The organism is Dinoroseobacter sp. S124A, from assembly GCF_049801015.1.
Lineage (GTDB): Bacteria > Pseudomonadota > Alphaproteobacteria > Rhodobacterales > Rhodobacteraceae > Dinoroseobacter.
In genome coordinates this window covers 506823-524196 of the sequence record NZ_JBNAGD010000002.1, presented here as the reverse complement: position 1 = coordinate 524196, position 17374 = coordinate 506823, and the positions used below count along the sequence as shown (strand labels likewise).

General features: G+C 65.7%; 17 protein-coding genes and 1 tRNA gene. 11 read left to right on the top strand and 7 right to left on the bottom strand.

Going from position 1 to position 17374, the window contains the following annotated elements:
* Positions 1-13: 13 nt before the first annotated feature.
* Positions 14-1402 carry a siroheme synthase CysG gene (cysG, locus tag ACP15I_RS07450; protein ID WP_424974563.1) on the top strand — a complete coding sequence of 463 codons (1389 nt, stop codon included), beginning with the start codon at positions 14-16 and terminating at the stop codon, positions 1400-1402.
* Here the strand turns inward: cysG and ACP15I_RS07445 are convergent.
* Both ACP15I_RS07445 and ACP15I_RS07440 read right to left on the bottom strand, forming a co-directional pair.
* Entirely contained in the window at positions 1399-2136 is a 738-nt protein-coding gene (locus ACP15I_RS07445) for an RlmE family RNA methyltransferase (RefSeq protein ID WP_424974562.1), read from the bottom strand. The genes cysG and ACP15I_RS07445 overlap by 4 nt on opposite strands.
* A 13-nt stretch (positions 2137-2149) precedes the next feature.
* Positions 2150-3208, bottom strand: a complete 1059-nt coding sequence (locus tag ACP15I_RS07440; RefSeq protein WP_424974625.1) for a Ppx/GppA phosphatase family protein — start codon at positions 3206-3208, stop codon at positions 2150-2152.
* A 390-nt stretch (positions 3209-3598) separates the two neighbouring features.
* On the opposite strand from ACP15I_RS07440, the gene ACP15I_RS07435 reads away from it, so the two are divergent.
* The 9 genes from ACP15I_RS07435 (at position 3599) to ACP15I_RS07395 (ending at position 10884) form a co-directional block, all read left to right on the top strand.
* On the top strand, positions 3599-3895 hold the full coding sequence (locus ACP15I_RS07435) for a virulence factor (protein WP_424967656.1): 297 nt from the start codon (positions 3599-3601) through the stop codon (positions 3893-3895).
* A gap of 26 nt (positions 3896-3921) precedes the next feature.
* Positions 3922-4845 carry a methylenetetrahydrofolate reductase gene (locus tag ACP15I_RS07430; RefSeq protein ID WP_424974561.1) on the top strand — a complete coding sequence of 308 codons (924 nt, stop codon included), beginning with the start codon at positions 3922-3924 and terminating at the stop codon, positions 4843-4845.
* Between the two features lie 9 nt (positions 4846-4854).
* Positions 4855-5514, top strand: coding sequence for an HAD family hydrolase (locus ACP15I_RS07425; RefSeq protein ID WP_424974560.1), 660 nt, complete (start codon positions 4855-4857; stop codon positions 5512-5514).
* A complete protein-coding gene (locus tag ACP15I_RS07420; RefSeq protein WP_424974559.1) occupies positions 5511-6497 on the top strand; it encodes a methyltetrahydrofolate cobalamin methyltransferase in 987 nt (328 codons plus the stop codon). The genes ACP15I_RS07425 and ACP15I_RS07420 overlap by 4 nt, the downstream gene beginning before the upstream one ends.
* Before the next feature lie 68 nt (positions 6498-6565).
* Positions 6566-7279 carry a hypothetical protein gene (locus ACP15I_RS07415; protein ID WP_424974558.1) on the top strand — a complete coding sequence of 238 codons (714 nt, stop codon included), beginning with the start codon at positions 6566-6568 and terminating at the stop codon, positions 7277-7279.
* A gap of 150 nt (positions 7280-7429) precedes the next feature.
* Positions 7430-8041: a DUF6778 family protein gene (locus ACP15I_RS07410; RefSeq protein ID WP_424974557.1), complete on the top strand. Its 612-nt coding sequence runs from the start codon at positions 7430-7432 to the stop codon at positions 8039-8041.
* A 136-nt stretch (positions 8042-8177) separates the two neighbouring features.
* On the top strand, positions 8178-10262 hold the full coding sequence (locus ACP15I_RS07405; protein ID WP_424974556.1) for an ASKHA domain-containing protein: 2085 nt from the start codon (positions 8178-8180) through the stop codon (positions 10260-10262).
* Positions 10263-10309: 47 nt separating this feature from the next.
* Positions 10310-10383, top strand: a tRNA-Gly gene (locus ACP15I_RS07400).
* 15 nt (positions 10384-10398) lie between these two features.
* Positions 10399-10884: an acyl-CoA thioesterase gene (locus tag ACP15I_RS07395; protein WP_424974555.1), complete on the top strand. Its 486-nt coding sequence runs from the start codon at positions 10399-10401 to the stop codon at positions 10882-10884.
* On the opposite strand, the gene pgi is transcribed toward ACP15I_RS07395, so the two are convergent.
* Genes pgi through zwf form a run of 3 tightly spaced genes read right to left on the bottom strand, consistent with a single transcriptional unit; the run spans position 10875 to position 14633 of the window.
* Positions 10875-12479: a glucose-6-phosphate isomerase gene (gene pgi, locus ACP15I_RS07390; RefSeq protein WP_424974554.1), complete on the bottom strand. Its 1605-nt coding sequence runs from the start codon at positions 12477-12479 to the stop codon at positions 10875-10877. The two genes, ACP15I_RS07395 and pgi, sit on opposite strands and share 10 nt — an antisense overlap.
* A gap of 25 nt (positions 12480-12504) precedes the next feature.
* Positions 12505-13179: a 6-phosphogluconolactonase gene (gene pgl, locus ACP15I_RS07385; protein ID WP_424974553.1), complete on the bottom strand. Its 675-nt coding sequence runs from the start codon at positions 13177-13179 to the stop codon at positions 12505-12507.
* Positions 13179-14633, bottom strand: a complete 1455-nt coding sequence (gene zwf / locus ACP15I_RS07380; protein WP_424974552.1) for a glucose-6-phosphate dehydrogenase — start codon at positions 14631-14633, stop codon at positions 13179-13181. The genes pgl and zwf overlap by 1 nt, the downstream gene beginning before the upstream one ends.
* Positions 14634-14830: 197 nt before the next feature.
* Between zwf and ACP15I_RS07375 the strand changes: the two genes are divergently transcribed.
* Entirely contained in the window at positions 14831-15775 is a 945-nt protein-coding gene (locus ACP15I_RS07375; protein WP_424974551.1) for a radical SAM protein, read from the top strand.
* A gap of 9 nt (positions 15776-15784) precedes the next feature.
* Here ACP15I_RS07375 and ACP15I_RS07370 read toward each other — a convergent pair whose 3' ends face one another.
* Together ACP15I_RS07370 and ACP15I_RS07365 are read right to left on the bottom strand one after the other, a co-directional pair.
* The gene (locus ACP15I_RS07370) at positions 15785-16561 is read right to left on the bottom strand and encodes a transglutaminase-like domain-containing protein (RefSeq protein ID WP_424974550.1); all 777 of its coding nucleotides are present in this window, start codon (positions 16559-16561) and stop codon (positions 15785-15787) included.
* Between the two features lie 191 nt (positions 16562-16752).
* Positions 16753-17349, bottom strand: coding sequence for an HNH endonuclease (locus ACP15I_RS07365; protein WP_424967643.1), 597 nt, complete (start codon positions 17347-17349; stop codon positions 16753-16755).
* Positions 17350-17374 lie beyond the last annotated feature (25 nt).

Sequence of the window (17374 nt, the reverse complement as noted above, 5' to 3'; positions counted from 1 at the left end):
AGGAGACACGACCATGAAGACCTTCCCCATGTTCGTCCGGATGCGCGATCGCGATGTGGCGATCCTCGGCGGTGGTGAGCAGGCCGCGCAGAAATGCCGCCTGATCCTGAAATCCGAAGCCCGGGTGACGCTCTATTGGCCCGAGCTCGACCCGGAGCTGGCCGAGCTCGCCAAGAGCGGCAGGATCACCTGGAACCGCCAGATCCCCAGCGTTGCCGCGTTGGAGAGCGTATCGCTCTGCTTCATCGCCACGGGCTGCCCGGGCACCGATGCCAGTCTGCACGGACTGGCCGAGGCCGCGCGCGTGCTGGTGAATGTGGTCGATCAACCGGATCTTTGCGAGGCCTATACCCCGTCGATCGTGGATCGCGACCCGGTGGTGGTGGCCATCGGGACCGAGGGCACGGCCCCGGTGCTTGCCCGCCAGATCAAATCGCGGATGGAGGAGCTGCTGGAGCCCGGGCTCGGGGGGCTCGCGGCGCTTGCGGGGCGGCTGCGCCCGGCGGCGGCGGCACGGCTGCAGCCGCGCAAGCGGCGGGACCTGTGGCGCTGGGTGTTCAATGGCGCGCCGCGCGCGGCCCATAAATCCGGGGCCGAGCGGGAGGCCGCGCGCCTGATCAAGGACGCCATCGCCCAAGGGGGTGCCCCCGCCGCCGATCCCGGTCGGATCGCCCTGGTGGGCGCAGGCCCCGGTGGCGCAGATCTGATGACCCTGCGCGGGGTGCAGCGCCTGCAGGAGGCCGACATCATCTTCTACGACCGGCTGGTGGATCCGGGCGTGCTGGAACTGGCGCGCCGCGACGCGGAACGGGTGCTTGTGGGCAAGACCCCCGGCGCCGAAAGCTGGCCGCAGGACCGGATCAATCAGGTCATGGTTCAGGCCGCAAAAGAGGGCAAGACCGTGGTCCGCCTGAAATGCGGCGACCCCATGGTCTTTGGCCGTCTCGAAGAGGAGGTTGCCGCGATCAAGGGCGCCGGGCTCGAGGTCGAGATCGTGCCGGGCATCACCGCGGCCTCGGCGGCCTCGGCGCGGCTCGAGACCGGGCTGACCCAGCGCGGCGAGATCGACAGCGTGACCTTCGTGTCGGGCCAGCTGCGCGACGGCGACCGCAGCCCCGATTGGGGCAGCCACCTCAAGCTTGGGACCGCCATCGCGATCTATATGGGCGTCGGCAGCGCGCCGGAGATCCGGGACAACCTGCTCGCCCATGGCCATCGTGACAGCTGTGCGGTGGATGTTGTGGCCAGTGTCGGCCATGCCAGCGAAACCTGCCTGCACAGCACCCTCGGCACGCTCGAGGGCGATCTGGCCAGCGCCGGGATCTCGAACCCGGCGATCCTCTTTGTCCGGAACCCGAAATCCGAGGCCGCTGCGGCGCCGGGCCTACGCGTGGCGAGCTAGTCCTCCGCGACCTGGCGGATCGGGTTGACGCCCTTGAACCCGGTGGCGACCACAAATTTCTCGGAACTATCCGACCGGCTCGCGCCCGGTTTCACATTCGCGACTTTCTTGAAGGATTGCTTCAGAAGCCGTTGCAGATCCGCCTCCGCCCCGCCCGCCAGAACCTTGGCAACGAAGGTGCCCCCTTCTTCGAGCACGTCGAAGGCGAGATACGCCGCTGCCTCGCACAAAGCCATGATCCGCAAGTGATCGGTCTGTTTATGGCCCGAACTGGCGGCAGCCATATCCGACATCACCACATCCGCGCGCCCGCCGAGCCAGGTCTTGACCTGTTCGTCGGCCCCCTCGGCCATGAAGTCGAGCACATGGGTCTCGGCCCCGGGGATGGGTTCGACCTCCTGCAGGTCGACGCCGAGGACCTGCCCCTGCGCCTTGCCGGCCCGCTCCCCCAAGGCATTAGTGCGTTTGACCGCCACCTGGCACCAGCCGCCCGGGGCACAGCCGAGATCCACGATCCGTGCGCCCGGCAGGAGGAACCGGTACTTGTCATCGATCTCGAGGATCTTGAAGGCCGCGCGCCCGCGATAGCCCTCGCGCTTGGCGCGCTGGACATAGGGGTCGTTGAGCTGGCGTTCGAGCCAGCGGGTCGAGCTCAGCTTGCGCCCGCGTGCGCTCTTGACCCGCACGCGCAGGTCCCGCTGTCCGCGGCCTGAATTTCCGGCTTTCTTTGGCATCTGGTCCGATCCGTCAGTAGGGTCCGTCTTCGAGCACGCCGTCGGCGCTCATCTGGGCATAAAGCAGCCCCTCGCGCAGGCCCCGATCCGCGACCGAGAGCCGGTCCGTGGGCCAAACCCGCAGAAGCGCCTGCAGGATCGCCGACCCGGACATGATCAGAGAGTGCCGATCGCGCCCGATCCGCGGGTCCTTGCGGCGGCCCTCGGGGCCCATGGCGAGATAGGTCTGGATCACCGTATCGATCTGATCCGAGGTCATGCGCAGCCCGTCCACCTTGTTGCGATCATAGCGCCGCAGGTTTAGATGGCTCGCCGCCACGGTCGTGACCGTGCCGGAGGTGCCGATGATCTGGAAACCCTCGCGCACCTGATCGGTCTCATTATAGGGCGAGAAATCCGCGAGGTTTTCCTCGAAGAACCAGCTCATCAGGGCAAAGCGCGCGGCATCATCATCCACATCGCTGAACTGATCCTTGAGCGTGGCGACACCGAGGGGCACCGAAATCCAGTCGACCACCCGCGCAGGCGCAAGCCCCGGCGTGACCTCGTCAAACCCCGCATGAAGCCGCATGATCGCACTGGGCCGCTCCAGCCGGGGCACCCCGCTCAGATCGATCCAGACAAGCTCCGTAGAGCCGCCGCCGATATCCACCACCAGCAGCTGCTCGGTCTTGGTGGACACGAGCGGCGCACAGGAGACCACGGCGAGGCGCGCCTCCTGCTCCGGTTCGATGATCTCGAGCGCGAGGCCGGTGTCGCGCTGGACAAGCGAGATAAACTCCGGCGCGTTGGTGGCTCGGCGGCAGGCCTCGGTCGCCACAAGCCGCATCCGCTGCACATTATGGGTGGTCAGCTTGCGTTGACAGATCTTGAGCGCCCCAACCGTGCGCGCCATGGAGGCGCGGCTGAGCCGCCCGGAGGCCTCAAGCCCATGGCCGAGCTGCACGGATTTCGAAAAACTGTCGACCACATGGAACTGGTTGCCCTTGGGCTGTGCGATCAGCATCCGGCAGGAATTCGTCCCCAGATCGAGTGCCGCATAGAGATCCGCCGGATCCGGCTTCCCGTCCATGGCCGGGCTCGATCCGGCGGTTGCAGCCGGGCCCTTGCCCGGGCGGCGCGCGGAGGCGGGCACGATCCCCTGAACCGGCTCGGCGGGATCGGGCACGGCACGAAGATGGGAGCTGGCCCGTCTCCGGGATCGTTTCGACATCAGTTCAATCCTTGGTTGTTTAAAATTATATAGAATCGCAGGGTTTAGAGCAAGGCGGCCGCGCAGAGCCCGCGCCTCATAAAAACCATGAGAATTTTTCCGATGCGCGGCTCTGGCCCGCGGGGCCCGGTCCTCCTAGAAGATGGGAACACTGCAAATGGTCGGTCTTGTCGCGGCGCATGTCGAAAATGCACCGCACCCGGCGCGGCACCCGCGTCATACAGGACATAGCCACAGAGGAGGTCGGGTATGCCCGATGTGACCATCGTCTATTGGCGCGACATCCCGGCCCAGGTCATCGTGGGCAAGGGACGCCGCGGCGCCAAGAAGCAACTGAGCGAGCGCTTCGAGCAAGCGATCGATCGCTGTGCGATGAAGGTGGGCGCCGCGGGAACCGATGCCTATCTGGCTGAGTGGAGGAAAGCAGCGCCCTATCCCGTGGATGGTGATCAGGCCGAGATCGCCGAGGCCGAAGCGGCCCGGCTCGAAGCCGAATTCGACACCGCCGCGATCAAGGCGCTGATCGACAAGGACGGTTGGGCCTGATTCCCCGCCGCATATCGGAGGCCGTGATGGCACTTTTGCAGTTCAAACGCCCCGGCCGCCCTGCCGGACCGGACGGATCGCTGGCGGATATCCTCGCGGGGTTCTCCATCGAGGTGATGCCGCGCACCGCCGAGAAGGTCGCGGATTTCACCGCCCTCCTGCCCCGGTCGACCCGGGTCTATATCGCCCATATCGACGGCACGCCGATTGAGGACATGGTGCGCACCGCCGCCCGTCTGGCGGCCGACGGTTTCGAGGTCATGCCCCATTTCCCGGCCCGCTCGATTGCGGATGCGGCCACGCTGGGCGACTGGATCGCGCGCTATCAGGGCGAGGCGGATATCCGGCAGGGCCTGATCCTCGCCGGCGGGCGTCCCGATCCGGTGGGCGCCTATGACAGCTCGATGCAACTGCTGGATACGGGCCTCTTCGACAAGGCCGGGTTCACTCATCTGCATGTTGCCGGCCACCCCGAGGGCAACCGCGATATCGACCCCAAGGGCGGCACCGCCGAGGTGGACGCGGCTCTCGCGTGGAAGCAGGGGTTTGCCGAGCAGACCGACGCCCGGATGGCCATTGCCACGCAGTTTGCCTTCGAGATGGCCCCGATCGCCGCCTGGGCCGAGCGGCTGCAGGATCAGGGGATCACGATGCCCGTGCATCTCGGGATTGCCGGACCTGCCAAGCTGCAGACCCTGATCAAATTCGCCATTGCCTGCGGCGTGGGACCCTCGCTCAAGGTGCTGCAGAAACGCGCCATGGATGTGACCAAGCTTGTGCTGCCCTACACGCCCGACGAGGTGCTGCGCGATCTGGTGGCCTACAAGGCGGCCAATCCCGCCAGCCTGATCAGTCAGGTCCATGTCTTCCCCCTGGGCGGGATCAAGACTTCCGCGACCTGGATCGCCGAACAGTCAGGCGGCGCCGCCAGCGCCAGCCAGCAAGGATAAACCACCGGAATGATACAGGCGTTGCTTTTCGATCTCGACGGGACCCTGCTCGCGTCGGACCCGCTCCATGCGCGGGCCTTCATGGACCAGTTCGCCGCCCATGGGCGCGAGATCGACGAGGCGTTCTATAACACGCGGATCCATGGACGCCTGAATGCCGAGATCTTTGCCGAGTTCTTTCCGGGCGCAGATGGTGCCGCCATGGCCGAGGAAAAGGAGGCCGCCTTTCGCGACCTTCTGGGCCATGACGCGCCGCCCATGCCGGGGCTGCTCGCCCTGCTCGACCGGGCGGATCAAGCGGGCTGGGCTAAGGCCGTGGTGACCAATGCGCCCCGGGTGAATGCGGAGTTTATGCTGTCTTCGATCGGGGTCGCCGCGCGTTTTGACACGCTGGTGGTCAGCGACGAATGCAGCGCGGGCAAGCCCGACCCCGCGCCTTATCTCGAAGGGTTGCGCCGCGTCGGCGCGCAGCCAGACACCGCCCTCGCCTTCGAGGACAGCCCCTCGGGCATCCGCGCCGCGGTCGCGGCGGGCATTCCGACGCTCGGCCTCCGCTCCACCCTCGATGACGCGACCTTGCGCGCCGCCGGGGCCACCGCGACCCTCGCCGATTTCACAGACCCTGCGCTCGGGCCCCTGCTCGACCGCCAATCAGGAGCCGCCGCATGACGCGCACTGTCATCGAATCCAAATCCAAGACTGTCACCATCGGCTTTGACGAGCCCTTCTGCGTGATCGGCGAGCGGATCAATCCCACGGGCCGCAAGAAGCTCGCCGCCGAGCTTGAGGCGGGCGATTTCAGCACGGTCGAGAAAGACGCGCTGGAACAGGTTGCCTGCGGGGCCATGGTGCTGGATGTGAATTCCGGCGCGGTCTTCACCAACAAGATGGCCGAGGACCCGCGCTATGCGGACAACAATTTCGTCGAGCCCATGCTGATGAAAGAGCTGGTCAGCCGGGTGCAGGCCCTGGTCGATGTGCCGCTTTGCATCGACAGCTCGGTGCCTGGCGCGCTGGAAAACGGGCTGGAAATGGCCGAGGGCCGTCCGCTTCTGAACTCGGTGACCGGCGAGGAAGAGAGGCTCGAGGTGATCCTGCCGCTGGTGAAGAAGTACAATGTGCCGGTGGTGGCGATCTCCAACGATGATACGGGCATCTCCGAGGATCCGGATGTCCGCTTTGCCGTCGCCAAGAAGATCGTCGAGCGCGCGGCGGATTTTGGCATCCCCGCCCATGACATCGTGGTCGACCCGCTGGTGATGCCCGTCGGCGCCATGGCCACGGCCGGGCGGCAGGTCTTCACGCTGGTGGCGCGGCTGCGCGACGAGCTGGGCGTGAACACCACCTGCGGGGCCTCCAATATCAGCTTCGGCCTGCCGAACCGGCACGGTCTCGGGGCGGCCTTCTTGCCCATGGCGATTGCGGCGGGCATGACCAGCGCGATCATGAACCCGATCCGCGCCCAGGAGATGGAGGCGATCCACGCCGCGAATTTCCTGATGAACCACGACCCCAATGGCGGCCAGTGGATCAATTTCGCCCGGGTGCTTGAGGCCCATAAGGCGGGCACTCCGTTCCCCGAGGCTGCCAAGGCGGCGGCCGGGGGCGGTGCGCGCGGCGGGCGGCGTGGCGGACGGCGGCGCGCGGGCTGAGCCCCGCCGCACTGCAAGGCCCTCAGGCAGGGCTTGCTTTGCGCCCGCTTCGGGGTCACCCTCGTGCGGTGGTCCCCAAAGCCCCCTCCAATACGCCCGCGCGCCTGGGCTACGCCCCGCCGGGCCTTGGCAAGACGTTGGCGCGGCTGGCGCTGCGCCTGCTGATCATCCTCGCCGTGGCCTTCGCGGCACAATCCCTGATCATGGAGGCGATGGAGACCGCCGAGACTCTGCCCGAAGCCACCCGTGGCCCGGCGCAGATCTCGGTTCTGGTGCTCGCCTTGGCTCTCTATGCGCTGCTGATCGCGATGCCCTTCGTGCCCGGGATCGAGATCGGAGTGACCCTCTTGGTGCTACAGGGGGCAGCCATCGCGCCCTTTGTCTATGCTGCGACCTGCCTCGGGCTCGGGCTGGCGTTTCTGGCCGGGCGCGTCCTGCCCTATGCCTGGCTGCACGGAGTGTTTCAGGATCTGCGCCTGCGCAAGGCCTGCGAGCTGCTCGATCAGGTCGCCGCGCTCAGCCCCGAGCGTCGGCTTGCCCTCCTGCGCAGCCGCCTGCCCGCATGGCTGGGGCCTTACGTGGTGAACTACCGCTATCTCGCGCTGGCGGGCGCGCTCAACCTGCCGGGCAATTCGGTGATTGGCGGCGGCGGCGGGCTCTGCCTGATCGCGGGGCTCAGCCGTCTCTACAACCCGCGCGCCACATTGCTGACCATTGCCTGTGCGGCCGCGCCGGTGCCCTTTGCGGTCTGGGCGCTCGGACCCGGGATCCTCGGCTCCTGATCCGCACGCGAGCCCTCGCCGAAAGGGCTGGAACAACCGGAGGGAGAGTTGACAATCCCCGCATATTGCCTTCGAAAATGGCGCATATTGCCGATATCTTTACCAATCGGATGCTAGTCGCGGGGAACCGCACCGCGAAAGAGAGTTGCCATGAAAGCGATCCTGAGCCTGTTTCTGAGCCTCGTGCTCCTCGCTGCCTGTTCCTCATGGCAGACCAGCTATGATGCGCCCGTGCCGAGTTCGGTGTCGCAGAACTGGCGTCTGGGCGATGTGGTGGTCACCGTGCCCGAAACGCTGAGCGTTAGCGAAGACAATGTCTATCTGCCCGATGCCGATATCGTCTGGCGCGAGGATCCGCTGGGCGATGGCAGCACGCGCTATGATCAGGTCGCCGCGATCGTGGAAGACGGCGTGACACGCGGCGCTTCGGGGCTGTCGGGTTCAACCCCGGTGCGCATCAAGGTGACGGTCGGCACCTTCCACGCCCTGACAGAGATTGCCCGCTATGGGCTCAGCAGTTCGGGCGTGCATAACATCACCTTTGCCATGCAGGTCTTCGATATGGGCAACGGCGCCGCCCTGACCGATGCCGAGACGATCCAGGCCGATCTCGTGGCGCTGGTCGGCGATCAGGCGATCGAGGCCGAAGCCCAGGGGATCACCCAGAAGGTGCGCATCACAGACCATATCGCCAAGGTCACCGCGGGCTATCTCGGGATCGGTCCGGATGTCCGCTCGGAATTCGCACGGGTCGGGCGCTAGGGGCAGTGACAGGCACCCATGAAGGGCGTTCATGATCATTGTGACGAGAATGACCCTCCGGGTGTCGGCTTTGCGCTTTAGCCGCGCGCAGGACGGGTTACATATCAAGGGGTAATTCTTTCGAAGGCATCGCGTCATGGCCAATGATACCCCCTCTGCCCAGGATCTCGTCGGGTCCGCCGTATCGGCCGATGAGGCCATGGTGGTCTTCACCCCCTCGGGTCAGCGCGGATATGTGGCGAAGGGCACCAGCGTTCTGGACGCCGCTCGACAGCTCGGCGTGGATCTCGACAGTGTCTGCGGCGGGCGGGGGATCTGCTCGAAATGCCAGGTGACGCCCTCCTTTGGCAGCTTTCCGAAATTCGGGATCGAGGTCGCCGAGGGCGCATTGTCCGACTGGAACGCGGTCGAGGCGCGGTATGACGACAAGCGTGGGCTGGCCGAGGGGCGGCGTCTCGGCTGCCAGGCCTGCATCCAGGGCGACATGGTCATTGATGTCCCTGCCACAAGCCAGGTCCACAAGCAGGTGGTTCGCAAGGCGGCAAGCACCCGCGCCATCTCCATGGACCCGGCCACGCGGCTCTATTTCGTCGAGGTCGAAGCCCCGGCTATGGACGAACCCTCGGGCGATTTCGAACGGTTGAAATCCGCCCTCGCCGCGCAATGGGACCTGCCGGATCTGATCGCGCCGCTAAGCGTGCTGCGCAAACTGCAGCCCGCCCTGCGCAAAGGCGGTTGGCAGGTGACCGTGGCCATGAATACCGGCGCGGCGCAGCCCGTGCTGGTCGAGATCTGGCCCGGTTATCACGACGGCCCGATCTGGGGCCTCGCGATCGATCTCGGCTCGACAACCATCGCCGGGCATCTCTGCGATCTTAGCACGGGCGAGGTCGTGGCCTCTTCCGGCCTGATGAACCCGCAGATCCGGTTTGGCGAAGATCTGATGTCGCGCGTGTCCTACGCGATGATGAACGCGGATGGGGCCGAGGCCATGACCGGCGCGGTCCGCGACGCGCTCGACACGCTGACCATCGAGATCTGTGCCGAGGCCGGGGTGCCGGCGCATGACGTGCTTGAGCTCGTGTTTGTCAGCAACCCGGTGATGCACCACCTTCTGCTGGGCATCGACCCGGTGGAACTCGGTCAGGCGCCCTTTGCACTGGCAAGCTCCGGCGCGCTGGAGCTGCCCGCGCGCGACATGGGTCTGAGCGCGGCGAACCCGGCGGCGCGCGCCTATCTCCTGCCCTGCATCGCCGGTCATGTGGGCGCCGATGCGGCTGCAGTTGCCCTCTCCGAGGCGCCGGACAAATCCGAAGACCTCGTGCTGATCGTGGATGTGGGCACCAATGCCGAGATCCTGCTGGGCAATCGCGAGCGGGTTCTGGCCTGTTCCTCGCCCACGGGGCCGGCTTTTGAGGGCGCGCAGATCAGCTCGGGTCAACGCGCGGCCCCCGGGGCGATCGAGCGGGTCGAGATCGATCCGGCCACCAAGGAACCGCGCTTTCGCGTGATCGGCTCCGAGCGTTGGTCCGACGACCCGGACTTCGCCACCGAGATCGCGGTTACCGGCGTCACAGGCATTTGCGGCTCCGGCATCATCGAGGCGGTGGCCGAAATGCGGATCGCGGGCCTTCTGGACCCGTCCGGCCTGATCGGCGGGCCGGAGCAGACCGGCACCGCGCGGTCTGTCCCCGAGGGGCGAACCTTTGCCTATGTGCTCTATGATGGCCGGGCCGAGGGCGGTCCGCTTGTCACGGTGACCCAAGGCGATATCCGCGCGATCCAGCTTGCCAAATCCGCGCTCTATGCGGGCGCCCGGCTCCTGATGGATGAGATGGGAGTCGAGCAGGTCGACCGTGTAACACTCGCCGGAGCCTTCGGCGCGCATATCTCGCCCAAGCACGCGATGGTTCTGGGCATGATCCCCGATGCACCGCTGGACAAGGTCCAATCGGCGGGCAATGCCGCCGGCACCGGGGCGCGCATGGCGCTGTGCAGCCGGGCCGCGCGCCGCGAGATCGAGGCCACCGTGGCCGGGATCACCAAGATCGAAACCGCCATCGAGCCCCGCTTTCAGGAGCATTTCGTGGCCGCCAATGCGATCCCCCATGCCACGGCCCCCTTCCCGGAGCTGTCGAAAATCGTCACTCTGCCCGACGTCGCCTTCAACACCGGCAGCGGCGCAGACGGCGGCGGGCGCAGACGGCGCAGACGGGGATAAATGCGATTGACGACATCTGGCGGCTTGGCTATGCCAACCGTCACAAAGCGGGTATGGTGAAAAGGTATCACGCGAGCTTCCCAAGCTTAAGTTACGGGTTCGATTCCCGTTACCCGCTCCAGATCACGACACATCGATGACCCAAACACCGCCCGTCCTGACCCCATTGCTTGGTGCCGATCTGCGGGCCTTTGGCGTGCCGGACCCGTGGCAATTCGGGATGGCGGATCGGGTGCGGTTCCATGAGCTCGACGCTCTGAACCATGTGAACAACGCGGTCTATCTGAGCTGGTTCGAGAGCCTGCGCGTCACCTATCTCGCAGAGTATGGCGTGTATGATTACGTGCCGGGCGAGCCGCTGCTGGTGATGCGGGCGGTGGGCGTGACCTATCACGCGCCGCTCCATCTGGGTGAAACCTATATCACCACGGGCCGCACCACCCTGCTTGGCCGCACCAGTTTCCAGATGGAGTACGGCGTGTTCGTCGAAGGCCAGCTGCGCGCCGAGGGCAGCGCGGCCATTGTCCTTCTGGACGCCGATGGCAAGACCGGCGTCCCCCTGTCGGAGGAGCAGCGCGCCATTTTCACGGCGCGCGACGGGGCGCAACCCCGTCAGGCGTGAGCGCGCACGAAGCTGACAAGCGCCTGGGTTGAGCCGTCCTTGCCCTCGGCCGACGCCTCGCCCGCCACCACCGGACCCAGCGCCGTGGCCAGTTCCTTGCCCAGCTCGACGCCCCATTGGTCATAGGAGTTGATGCCGAGGATGACGCCCTCGACAAAGACCCGGTGCTCGTAAAGCGCGATGATCTGGCCGAGGATGAAGGGCGTGAGCTGCGGATAGACCAGCGTCGTCGAAGGCCGGTTGCCCGGGAAGACTCGGTGGCGCGCCTGCCGGTCGAGCTCGGCCCCGGTCAGCCCCTTGGCGGCCATCATCTGCGTGGCGACCTCGAGGCTGCGCCCGCGCAAGAGCGCCTCGGATTGCGCCAGACAATTCGCCACAAGCAGCCGGTGCTGATGCGCCAGATCGGGCTCATGCCCTTTGGCCGCCAGCAGGAATTCGCAGGGCACGACCTGCTGCCCCTGATGGATGAGCTGGTAAAAGGCGTGCTGGCCATTCGTCCCCGGCTCCCCCCAAACGACCGGCCCGGCGGTCCGCTCCAGCGTCGTACCATCCATGGCGACGCGCTTTCCATTGCTCTCCATCTCCAGCTGCTGAAGATAGGCGGGCAACCGCGCCAGCCGCTGGTCATAGGGCAGCACCGCACGCGTGCCGTGACCGCAGATCTGGTGGTGCCAGATCCCCACGAGCGCCAGCAGAACAGGCAGGTTCTCGGCCAGGGGCGCGTCGCGGAAATGGGTATCCATCGCCGCCCCACCGTCGAGGAAGGCGCGGAAATCCTGCGGCCCCACGGCCATCATCAGGCTCAGCCCGATCGGCCCCCACATGGAATAGCGCCCACCGACCCAATCCTCGAACCCGAACACCCGATCCGGCGCGATGCCGAAGGCGGCGGTCTTTTCGGCACTGGTCGAAACGGCTGCGAATTGCGCCGCAGGGTCGGCCACCGTCTTGGCCATCCAGGCCCGGGCGGTCTCGGCATTGGTCATGGTTTCGATGGTGGTGAAGGTCTTGGAGGCCACGATCACCAGCGTTGTGGTCGGGTCGAGCGGGGCGAGGGTCTCGGCGATCTGCGCCCCATCCACATTCGAGACGAAATGGGTGCGCGGCCCGTCCGCATAGGGTGAGAGCGCGATCGCCGCCATGGCCGGGCCGAGATCGGACCCGCCGATCCCGATATTGACCACATCGGTGATCTGCCCCCCGGCCCCGGTGAAGGCACCACCGCGCACATCCTCGCAAAACGCGGCCATCCGGTCATAGGTCGCGCGGACGTCGGGCATCACATCGACCCCGTCCACGACCACCGACCCGTCGAGATTGCGCAGGGCCGTATGCAGCACCGCGCGGCCCTCGGTTTCGTTGATCGTCTCACCGGCGAACATCGCGTCCCGGCGCGCGGCCAGTTGGGCCCCCTCGGCGAGCGAGACCAGCAAGTCGCGCCCGGCCAGATCGATACTCGTCTTGGAGTAATCAAAGACCATATCGCCGAGCCGCGCCGAGAACGCGCTGGCGCGGTCCGGGTCCTCGAACAGGTCGAGGATCTTGCGGTCCTTGGTCTGGTCATGGTGGAAAGAGAGACGTTGCCAGACGGACATGATGTATTCCTTGAAAAGCGAGAGGTTATTCGGCCCAGTGCACCATCGCATTCGGCAGAACCGAGCGCACCGGGGCATCTTCGACCGGGCCCGAGGCCGCGGCATCATCCAGCGCCGCTTTCTTGCCGGGCCCGACAATCAGGATATGGGTTTTCATCGCCTGTTTCAGGACAGGCGCGCTGAGCGTGATGCGCGGCTCGGGCGCCCCGGGGGCGCGCATCGCCACCAGCGGCGGCGCATCATCGCTGAGCGCGAGGGCGAGTTGGTCGGCCCCGGGAAAGAGCGAGGCGGTATGCATGTCTTCGCCCATCCCCAGAAGCAGGACGGAGATCGGCAGCACGCCATCCAGCCCTTCGGTCAGGGCGTCGAGCCCGTCCTCCGGGGTGGCCGCGTCTGAAACCAGCGGGATCAGCCGCGCCTTGGCCGCGCGCCCGGTCAGAAGCCGCTTGCGCAGAAGCGCGGTGTTCGAGCGATCCGAGCTTTCGGGCACCCAGCGCTCGTCATTCAGCAGGATATTGACCCGCTCCCAATCCAGATCTACCGCGCTCAGGATGTCGAAAACCGGCCCGGGCGTGGTCCCCCCGGGCACGCAGAGCGTCGCACGCTCATGGGTCAGCAGGCATTCCTTCAGATCGGCGGCAATCCGGTCTGCCAGCCGCATCATCAGCAGGTCCCGATCGGGATAGGTCTCAAGCTGCATTACGCCTCCAAGTCGCGCCAGCGACGTCCATCCCGGTGCAGCAACATCAGGCTGTCCTCGGGTCCGTTGGTGCCCGGATGATAGCTTTGCGGGCGGTCGCGGCGCGCGCCCCACCCCGCGATCAGCGGGTCGGTCCAGGCCCAGGCGGCCTCCACCTCGTCGCCCCGCATGAACAGGGTCTGGTTACCGCGGACCACGTCCATGATAAGCCGTTCATAGGCGTCCGGCATCTCATTTCCGCTTTCCCCCAGGGCATCGGCGAAACTCATGTCGAGCGGCACATCGATCAGCCGCATTCCGCCCGGCCCCGGCTCCTTGATGGTGACCTGCAGGGTCATGCCCTCGTCGGGCTGCAACCGAATGGTCAGGATATTGGCGCTGCGCCCGGCATCGGCCCCAAAGATCGAGTGCGGGGTTTCCTTGAACACCACCACGATCTCGGACATCCGCGCCCGCAGACGCTTGCCCGTGCGCAAATAAAACGGCGTGCCGTTCCAGCGCCAGTTGGCCACATGGGCCTTGATCGCCACAAAGCTCTCGGTGGTGGAGTTCGGATCGCCCACTTCTTCGAGATAGCTGGGCCCGTCATCCCCGTCGCGATACTGACCGCGCACGATGTCATCGGGCGCGACCGGGTCGAGGGCGCGGATCACCTTGAGCTTCTCGTCACGTACTGCATCCGGGTCGAAATGGCTGGGCGGCTCCATCGCGATCAGGCAAAGAAGCTGCATCAGGTGGTTCTGGACCATGTCCCGCATGGCGCCCGACTTGTCGTAATACTCGCCGCGCCCGCCGACACCCACGGTTTCGGCCACGGTGATCTGGATGTGATCGACGAATTGCGCATTCCAGAGCGGCTCGAACAGCACATTGCCAAACCGCACCGCCATGAGGTTCTGCACCGTCTCTTTGCCGAGATAGTGGTCGATGCGATAGATCTGGTCCTCGTCAAAGAAGGTCGCGAGCCCGGCATTCAGGGCCTTGGCCGTGGCCAGATCGCGGCCGAAGGGTTTCTCGACGACGATCCGGGCATTCTCGGACGCGATCTTGTGCAGATGCAGCCGCTCGGCCAGATCGCCAAAGAGCGACGGCGCCACCGAAAAGTAGAAGGCCTGCACCTTGCCCTCGCGCATCAGCGCGGCGAGATCGGACCAGCCTCCCTCGCCCTTGGCATCGATGGCGACATATTCGAGCATGGCGAGAAACTCGTCCACGCGGGCCTCATCCGTGCAGGATTTCGGCGCGAATTCGTGCAGTGCCTCGCGGGTGAAGGCACGATAGGCTTCCGCGTCCATTTCGGACCGGGCCGCGCCGATGATCCGGGCATCCTCGGGGATCTGCCCGGCGAGATGGCGTCGGAACAGACCCGGCAGGATCTTGCGCCGCGCGAGGTCCCCGGTCCCCCCGAAGATCACCAGATCAAACACATCGACTGGAATTACGCGTGCGACCATGTTGCTATCTCCACAAGACTTTCTGCACTGCGCGAACGCCCGGCGTTAGCGCTAACGCCGCCTAATTACGTGGCGCACGCGCGCCTGTCCAGCACGCATTGGGAAAAGGATGCCTTCACAACAGCGTCACTACAAGTGTCATGGCTTTTCTCTCTCGCAGATGCAGCGTACCTCTAAGGGGCAACACGGAGACGACGATGAAAGACCTCGCAGCGAATGCCGGCAAGTTCCAGGACCCCTATGTGACCGCAGCGGGCGATCAGCGGGCCTCCGTGGCCCTCACGAATCCGGACACGCTGTGGTTCAACACCGGCACCTTGTGCAACATAGAATGTGTGAACTGCTATATCGAGAGCTCTCCGACCAATGACCGGCTGGTCTATATCACCGCAGCCGAGGTGCGGGACTATCTGGATCAGCTTGAGGCGCGGCAGTGGAATGTGCGCGAGATCGGGTTTACCGGCGGCGAGCCCTTCATGAACCCCGACATGATCGAGATGGCGCGCGACTGTCTGGAACGCGGCTATGAGGTTCTGATCCTCACCAACGCCATGCGTCCGATGATGCGCAAATCCATGCGCGCAGGCCTGCTGGATTTGCAGAAGACCCATGGCGACAAGCTGACCCTGCGGATCAGCGTCGATCACTGGTCCGAGGACCGCCATGACGAAGAGCGCGGCAAGAATAGCTTTGCCCGCACGCTCGAAGGCATGGATTGGCTGCGCGATCACGGCATCCGGATGGCCGTTGCCGGGCGCACCGTCTGGGGCGAGACCGACGCCCAGAGCCGCGATGGCTATGCCGCCCTTTTCGAGGCGCGCGGCTACCAGATCGATGCCCGCAATCCGGGCCAGACCGTGCTCTTTCCCGAGATGGATGAAACCGCAGAAGTGCCTGAGATCACAACCGCTTGCTGGGGGATCCTCAACAAGTCACCGGATGATGTGATGTGCGCCTCCTCGCGGATGGTGGTCAAGCGGCGCGGGGCCGAGAGCCCGTCCGTGCTGGCCTGCACATTGCTGCCCTACAGCCCGGAATTCGAGCTGGGCACCAGCCTTGCCGAGGCCGAGGGCGCGGTACAGCTTAACCACCCCCATTGCGCCAAGTTCTGCGTGCTGGGCGGGGCGAGTTGCTCGGCCTGACCCGTCTGCCTAGAGGGCGGAGACGCTCACCTGCTGGGTGATCATGCTGGCGAACCCCTCGGTCTCCATGAAGGCGACATCGCAGGCATCCCGCCCGACGGCGATCACCACCATCTGGTCCGGCGCGCACATGCGGGTTGCATCCACCAGACGCCACGCCCCGTCCAGCCAGACCTGTGCGACAGCATGGAAATCCTGCGGCACCACGCCCAGCCCGTAGACCGACGCGTAGCGCGCCGGGATATCCGCCGCCCGGCACAGGGCGCAGACCATATGGGCGTAATCACGGCACACGCCCTGACGATCCACGAAAGTCTCCATCACCGTGGTTTCCGCATCCGAGCTGGCCGGGACATAGATCATCTCGGCATCGATCCAGTCGAGAATGGCGGCCACCTTGGCCCCGCCCTCGATCCCGCCGAAGCGGCGCTGCACGAAGGCGGTGAACTTGTCGGATTGGCAGAATCGCGACGGGCGCAGATAGCACAGCGCCTCGCCCGGCAGCGCATGAAGCGGCGTCGGTGCCAGCGCAGAGAGCTCGGGCACCGGGCGCTTGATTTCCACCTCGGCGTTGTATCCAAGCCACATCTGGTCGATCCCGAGCTGGGCCCAAGTGCGTTGCCCCACCCCGCCCGCGCCGTCCACCCGGTGCAGGCGCGCATGATCGATGTCGAGATGGCTGGCATGGACAACCTGCTCCGGGCCTTCCGCGACCTCCAGCGCCAGAAGCACCCGGCGGCTCGGGTCAAGCTGGTAATTCATCGTCACATCAATCTTGAGCTTCACGGCAGGCCCCAATCATCGGCAAAGCAGACATGCGCCCTCGCATGAGAACGCCGGTTCGAACGTCAGGAAACAGGAAAACACCCGCGTGGCCACGGCCCCGCACTGCGCGTGCTTAGGCCAGCGCGGGGCGTGAAATCAACGGGGAATCCGCCGGTGACGGGACGTAACGTCAGACAGGGCCGAGCGCCTTCTCAGGCTTCCAGCTCGGCGTCCCAGTACAGGAAGTCCATCCAACTCTCATGGAGGTAGTTGGGCGGGAATTTCCGGCCCATATTCCGAAGCTGCTCAGCGGCGGGCTGGCGCGGGGTCTGGCGCAGGGACATGCCCGAGGCGCGCAGCGATTTCGACCCCTTCTTCAGGTTGCATTTCGAACAGGCCGCCACGACGTTCTCCCAGCTTGTCACGCCGCCACTGGCGCGCGGCACCACGTGGTCAAAGGTCAGATCCCCCTTGGCCCCGCAATACTGACAGCAGAACTGGTCCCGCAAAAACAAATTAAAGCGCGTGAAGGCCACGCGCTTTTGAGGTTTCACATAGTCTTTGAGGACGACAACCGAGGGGACCCGTATCTCGGTGGTGGGGCTGCGGACCACATCGTCATACTCCGCAAGGATCGTCACCCGGTCGAGGAAGGCCGCCTTCACCGCCTCCTGCCAGGTCCAGAGCGACAGCGGGTAGTAGGAGAGCGGCCGGTAATCGGCGTTCAGTACAAGGGCCGGGTTGTGGCGCAGGCTCTGGGGATCTCGGACAAAACTCGTTCGGAACTCACGCTCGATCGGCTCACTCATGGGACTCCGTCTCCGCCTCGTCTAT